The organism is Devosia limi DSM 17137, from assembly GCF_900128975.1.
In the GTDB taxonomy this organism is placed as follows: domain Bacteria; phylum Pseudomonadota; class Alphaproteobacteria; order Rhizobiales; family Devosiaceae; genus Devosia; species Devosia limi.
On sequence record NZ_FQVC01000013.1, the window covers coordinates 105,461 to 111,783 of the forward strand.

Sequence of the window (6,323 nt, forward strand, 5' to 3'; positions counted from 1 at the left end):
ACGGATTACTTCTGGAACGGCTCGTACCAGGCCTTCAGGCCTTCGGTGACCGCAGCACCAGCGGCTTCCGGTGTGGTCTGGCCAGCCAGAAGCTTCTGGACTTCAGCCTGAAGCAGCACCGAACCGGACGGCTCGCCATAACGGAAATGCACCAGCATCAGGTAGGGAATTGCTGACGTATTCAGTTCGGCGATTTCCGCCAGCAGCGGGTTTTCAAAGGTAACGCCCGGAACAGTCGAGATGTTGTTCAACGTATTGGCAAAGGCCTGGCCGAATTCGAGGCTCGCGACATAGTTCAGGAACTTGAGCGCAGCTTCCTTGTTGGCGCCATGGGCGTTGGCTGCGTAGCCACCGTCGTAATAGATCGCCACCAGCTTTTCGTCCTCGGCCGTCTTGCCGGGGGCAGCGAAGACGCCCAGCTCGATATCCGGGTTCTGGGTCTTGAAGGTCGCCAGTTCGTACGAACCACCCGCGAACATTGCCGCCATGCCCGAGCTGAACAGCTGCTGGGCCGAGGGGTAATCGAGGCCAATGAAGCCATCGGGGAAGTAAGCCGAAATTTCCTTCAGCTTGGCCAGTGCTTCGACATAGCGCGGATCGGTGAAGTCGGCCTTGCCGGCAATCAGATCGTCATAGAAGCCCTTGCCCATGATCGAGGAGACCAGGTCGCCGACGATGGTTTCGTTCTGCCAGGCCGTCGCGGTGCCATTGGCAAATGGCATGATGCCAGCGTCCTTGAGCTTCTGCGAGGCGGCGATCAGCTCATCCCAGGTCTGGGGCTCGGTGATGCCATTGGCGTCGAAAATGCCCTTATTGTAGATGACCAGCTGGGTCTGGCTGGCAAACGGCACGGCATAAAGCGTCTGGTCCGAACGCATGGTCTCGGCAGCCAGCGCGCTCGGTGCGAAATCGGCGAGTGCCGGGATCGCCTCGACGGTGAGCGGCTCAAGATAGCCAGCCGATGCGACGTTCTCCATGCCGCCATAGGCGCGCACCATCATCAGGTCCGGACCCGTGCCGCCGGCCAATGCCGTCGACAGGATGGTGTTGTAATTGGCAGCCTCGAAGGTTTCGAATTTGACCGTAATGCCCGGATTTGCAGCCTCGAACGTGTCGATGAACTGCTCATACTGCGCACGGTCTTCCTGGCGCCAGCTCCAGAAGGTCAGGTCTTGCGCCATGACCGGCAGTGCAACGAGCAGTGCGCCCATCGCCGCGCCCAGGCGGATGATAGTCTTGTTCATTATTATTCTCCTCTCCTCATATCGATAGACTCTGTTGCCCTGGGTTTGACCGCATGTCTCAAGCAGACAAGCGACGGCCATCCTCGGCGGAAAAGAAATGCGCCTGGCCCGGCTCGATCAGGATGGTGACTGCCTCGTCGGGATCATAGATCTCGTTTGGCAGCGTGCGGGCGCCGATCATGGTGCCATTGACCAACCGCGCATAGGCAAAGGCGTTGTCGCCCAGATATTCCTGGTAGACGATCGTTGCCTTGAACCCTTCGGCGTTCGGATCGCGGGTCAGCTTGATTGCGTCAGGGCGAATGCCCAGGCGGAAAGCCTTGTCCGGAGCTGCCAGCTGGTTGGGCAGGGCGATCGTGCCGCCGCCCGGAATGCCGACCCGGTCGCCATCGCGCGTCACATCGATCAGCGCCATCTTGGGCGAGCCAATGAAGGTGGCGACGAAGCTGTTGGCTGGGCGCTCGTAAAGTTCGCGGGGCGAGCCGACCTGTTCGATACGGCCGAGGTTCATCACCACGATCTTGTCGGCCAGCGTCATCGCCTCGACCTGATCGTGGGTGACATAGATCATGGTGCCGCCGATTTCGCGGTGCAGGCGGGCAATCTCCAGCCGGACTTCCGAGCGCAGGGCCGCGTCAAGGTTGGACAGCGGTTCATCAAGCAGGAACACGTCGGGTTTGCGCACCAGGGCACGGCCGATAGCGACGCGCTGGCGCTGGCCGCCAGACAGCTCACGCGGGCGCCGTTTCAGCAATTCATCCAGCCGCAGCATCTGCGAGGTTTCGGCGATGCGTCTTTCGACCTCGGCCTTGTCGAGCCCCATCAGGCGGGCGCCAAAGGCCATGTTTTCGTAAACGTCCATATGCGGGTAGAGCGCATAGGACTGGAACACCATGGCAATGCCGCGCTTCGAAGGCGGCACATCATTCATCAGGTGTTCGTTGAGATGGAACTCGCCGTCGCTGATCGGATCGAGCCCGGCGATCAAGCGCAGCAAGGTGGATTTGCCGCAACCCGAGGGGCCGACAAAAACCACAAATTCACGGTCTCCAATATCGAGGTCGATGCCGTGCAGGACTTCGGTGTTCTTGAAGCGCTTCTTGATGCCGCGCAGCGCTAACCTGGCCAAATGCTAACTCCGGCCGATACGGCCAATAATATCCCAATCGAGTAGCACAGCTAATGGCACCGGCGAGCAAGTGTAAAGAGGCCATGTATGGTAGTACCACCTGTCCGCGCATAGCGCCGGGAGTTTTGCGGGATCTGACAGGTGTGGGACGTGCCGGATCGCTCCGGCGACCGGCACTGGCGCACGGTCGTCGGAGGTCTTTCAGCAGTCGAGGGGCTTGGCTGGTCGCTAGAGTCGCACGGCCTGGCCTGTGCGGACGCTTTCGTCAGCAGCAAGGCAGATATTGAGTGATGCCACGGCGTCATTCATGTGGCGGGTCAGATCGAGATCTTCGGTCACGGCGCGATAGACAAAATCCTGCTCGCGATAGCACAGTGCATTGTGATCCGGCTCGTCGCGCATATCCAGCCAATCGTCCGGGCGGGTGAAGGCGTGCTTCGCATCGGTCTCTGCGTGGTGAATCAGCAGGCGCGACGTGCGGGTATGGGCATCCAGGCTCGCCGAGCTGGCACCTTCCTCGACCACGATGGAAACCGAACCCTGCGGGGAGATCACGTCTTTGACGAAATAGGCGGTCTCCGACATCATCGGACCCCAGCCGGCCTCGTACCAGCCCAGGCTCCCGTCATCGAACAGCACCTGGAAATGGCCGTAATTATACATGCCGGCGGGCAGGCCCTTGGCCATGTTCAAGCCCATGCCGCGCACTTCGACCGGCTTGGCATCGGTGATCTGGCACATCACGTCCACATAGTGGACGCCGCAGTCGACGATCGGCGAGGTGGTCTGCATGATCGAGCGATGAATGTCCCAGGCGCTGCCGCTGGATTGCTGATTGAGGTTCATGCGGAACACGTAGGGGCCGCCCAGATTGCGGGCCTCGGCGATGAGGCGCATCCAGGATGGGTGATAGCGCAGGATATAGCCGACGATCAGCTTGCGGTTATTGGCCTTGGCCGCCGCGACGACGCGTTTAGCGTCCTTGAGATTGGCGGCCAGGGGCTTCTCGACAAAGACGTGAGAACCCGCTTCCATCGCTGCAATGGCCATATCGGCATGGGTGTCGGTATGGGTGGCAATCGAAACGACCTGTGGCGAGAATTCCGCCAGCGCCTGCGCGTAGTCGGTGCGCACGGGATAATCGGCCAACTCCTCTTGCAGGTTGGGCTTGGACCGGTTGACCAGACCGACGACATCGAAGCCGGGATGATTATGGTATGCCAGCGCGTGGCCGCGGCCCATCTGGCCAAGCCCCACCACGAGTACCGACAGCTTCTGTCCCTGCATTAAAGTCTCCAGTCTAGGATAGTAGAATAGGTTCGGCGGCGGCGGTCACGCCCGGCGCCGCTCACGAGCGACCTGGCGGGCGCCGATGGTAGCGAGAGCCACAGAGAACAGGGTCGGGTTGGTGGCCGTCACCGTTGGGATGACGCCATTGCCGGCGACATAGAGATTGTCAAATCCCCAAACGCGACTTTGGCGATCGCAAACGCTGGTGCCGTCATCTTCGGCCCCCATGCGGATGGTGCCTTGGTAATGCAGGGAACTGCCCACCGGGAGGACCGTTGTGGCGAAGCCGGGTGCTGGGCGGCCGATAACCTCGGCGACGCGCAATGCGGTAGCCTTGGCATCCTCGATACGGGTCTTGTCAGCCTCGGAGGGCTTCCACTTGATCGAAATCGAGGGCAGGCCATGCCAATCGAGCCGGGTCTCGTCGAACGCGAGATGATTTTCGGCATTGACGTCGGACGGGCAGAATACGCCCATGCCCACCGGCTGGCCAGTCAACTCCGCCGGCCGTTCCATGGAATCGAGGCTGCTGGGATAGAGGGTGACCGAGAAGGGAAAATCATTGGTCGCGGGAATCCAGCTCATCGCCCGCATCGGTGGATCGGACGGCGGCGCTTCGGCGATCTGCGAGATAATGAAATGGTCGTTGATATGGCGGCCAAGGGCGGCAGGGCGGATGCCCGACGCATAAAGCAATTGCGGCGTGTGTAGGGAGTCGCAGGCCAGCACCACCGTGGCGGCGGCGACAAACCAGGTGTCCTCCTCGCCGACACGCGCCAGTTCGACACCTGTCGCGCAGCCATTCTCATGCACCACGCGCCGGCAGACGGTTTCCGAGAGAATCTTGAAGCGCTCCGCAGGTTCCTCGACCAGCGGGCCAAGCACCATGTCGGTGCCGTGATAGGTCAGGGTTTGCTGGCCGGGCGTAGCGGCCAGCGGCATGGCCTTGACCTGACGGTCAGGATCGCGGCCGGGATTGAAGACAGCGCCCAGCCTTTCGCGCATGGCCATGGCTGCGGCATCGTCGGGCCGCGTGTTCTTGTTTGTGCCCAGAAGTCCCTCGGCAATAGCGAGGGCCGCCTCGAACTCCTCGGCGGGAATGAAGGGCACGCGCTCGGCCTCGGACGGGGTCGGGGTGCCGGTCGACCACTTGGTGCCCATACCGCCGACATTGGCGGCAGCGAAGCCGGTGAAGAGGTTTTCGACCGGGTCGGTCTCGTTGGTGATGTAGAGGCCTGAACGGCGCAGCAGGGACGCGTCGAAACCGCCGGCGCGGCGCGCCTCCCATTCTTCCTTGCTGACGGAAAGGCGCGGCGTGCGGTCACCGCCCTGGGCCATCATTTCGAGCGCAGCCCGCTCTTGCAGATCGGCAACATTGTCGAGATGCGCGCCGACCCTGGGCAGGATTTGCGGGCCGGCTTCAACCATGACGATACGGGCTTCGGGCCAATCGCGTCGGATAATCCGCGCATAGGCCGAGCCGGTAGGCCCGGTCCCAATGATAACGACATCGGCAGACTGGTCACGCATAGCTGAAAAGGTCCATATCCGGTCATGTAGCTGAAATATAAGGATGATGCGGTCGCACTTGTTGTCAATCGGAATGTTGACACGGCAATCGGGAGTTTTGATGATGCCCCGTCTTGAAGGTCAGGAGTCTCCATGAAACTCGGTTTGAGCTCGTATAGTTTTCTTCCGCTGATGCGGAATGGCAGCATGCAAATCGAGGATGTGTTCTCCTGGGTACGTGATCATGGCGGCGAGCATGTCGAGCTCGCGACGTTCTCGGTCGCGCCCGAGGGAGCCGATATTCATTACCGACTGGGCGATGACAGCGAGGCCCTGGATCGCCTCCAGACTGCGTCCCGGAACACTGGCATTCCATTGTCGGGAATTTGCATTTCCGCCAACTTCATTGGTCAGGGCGAGGTGGAGCGGCGCGCCCAGATCGAACGCGCCAAGCATTATGTCGAGCTCTGTGACCGCATCGATGTACGCTTCCTGCGCCATGACGTGGTGCAATGGTCCCACAAAGGCGACACAGCGGCATTCGAGAGCGAGTTTGCCGGGATTGTCGACGCCTGCCACCAGATTGCCGAGCATGCGCAGCGCTATGGCGTGACCTCCAGCGTCGAGGATCACGGCTTCTTCATGACTTCGAGCGAGCGCACCAAGCGCCTGATTCATGCCGTCGATCTGTCCAGCTTCCGCATGACCCTCGATGTCGGCAATTTCCTCTGCGTCGACGAGGATCCGCTGCTGGCGACGCGTGCCTGCTTGCCTCAGGCCAGCATCGTCCATCTCAAGGATTTCTACATCCGCCATACCAGCCCCGGGGAGGGCTGGCTCGAAACCGCTGGTGGTCGATACATCCGCGGTTCAGTGTTCGGCTTCGGCGATGTCGACACCAGACAGATACTGCAGAGCGTTGTCGCGTCAGGCTATGACGGCTTCGTCTCCCTCGAATATGAGGGAGGCGAGCCGACCGACTATGGCTGCGCGACCGGATTGAATAATATCCGCCGCATGCTGGGCGAGATTACAGGCTGAAGAACCGGGCAGGGACTAGGTTCTGAACTCATAAACGGGATTCCCGATTAGGCGCCATCGTGATTCACTCTCCAGGCTAATCGGAGGGTGCGATGGCGCGATTTGATCTG

Annotated in this window: 5 protein-coding genes; 1 reads left to right on the top strand and 4 read right to left on the bottom strand. The window is 61.0% G+C overall.

The window, feature by feature from the left end; genetic code table 11:
• Positions 1–5: 5 nt before the first annotated feature.
• The 4 genes from BUA69_RS17540 to BUA69_RS17555 all read right to left on the bottom strand — a co-directional run bounded on the left by BUA69_RS17540 (position 6) and on the right by BUA69_RS17555 (position 5,193).
• Positions 6–1,244 (bottom strand): extracellular solute-binding protein, encoded by a 1,239-nt coding sequence (locus BUA69_RS17540; protein WP_046134644.1) that lies wholly within the window; start codon positions 1,242–1,244, stop codon positions 6–8.
• Between the two features lie 58 nt (positions 1,245–1,302).
• A complete protein-coding gene (locus BUA69_RS17545; protein WP_046134643.1) occupies positions 1,303–2,373 on the bottom strand; it encodes an ABC transporter ATP-binding protein in 1,071 nt (356 codons plus the stop codon).
• Positions 2,374–2,601: 228 nt separating this feature from the next.
• Complete coding sequence (locus tag BUA69_RS17550) at positions 2,602–3,660, bottom strand: Gfo/Idh/MocA family protein (protein ID WP_046134642.1); 1,059 nt, start codon at positions 3,658–3,660, stop codon at positions 2,602–2,604.
• 45 nt (positions 3,661–3,705) lie between these two features.
• Positions 3,706–5,193: a GMC oxidoreductase gene (locus BUA69_RS17555; protein ID WP_052950448.1), complete on the bottom strand. Its 1,488-nt coding sequence runs from the start codon at positions 5,191–5,193 to the stop codon at positions 3,706–3,708.
• Between the two features lie 186 nt (positions 5,194–5,379).
• On the opposite strand from BUA69_RS17555, the gene BUA69_RS17560 reads away from it, so the two are divergent.
• Positions 5,380–6,213, top strand: a complete 834-nt coding sequence (locus BUA69_RS17560; protein ID WP_160300117.1) for a sugar phosphate isomerase/epimerase family protein — start codon at positions 5,380–5,382, stop codon at positions 6,211–6,213.
• Positions 6,214–6,323: the final 110 nt, after the last annotated feature.

Coding starts and splice junctions, on each gene's coding strand:
- BUA69_RS17540 (WP_046134644.1), bottom strand. CDS start 1,244: ATGAACAAGACTATCATCCGCCTGGGCGCGGCGATGGGCGCACTGCTC.
- BUA69_RS17550 (WP_046134642.1), bottom strand. CDS start 3,660: ATGCAGGGACAGAAGCTGTCGGTACTCGTGGTGGGGCTTGGCCAGATG.
- BUA69_RS17555 (WP_052950448.1), bottom strand. CDS start 5,193: ATGCGTGACCAGTCTGCCGATGTCGTTATCATTGGGACCGGGCCTACC.
- BUA69_RS17560 (WP_160300117.1), top strand. CDS start 5,380: ATGCAAATCGAGGATGTGTTCTCCTGGGTACGTGATCATGGCGGCGAG.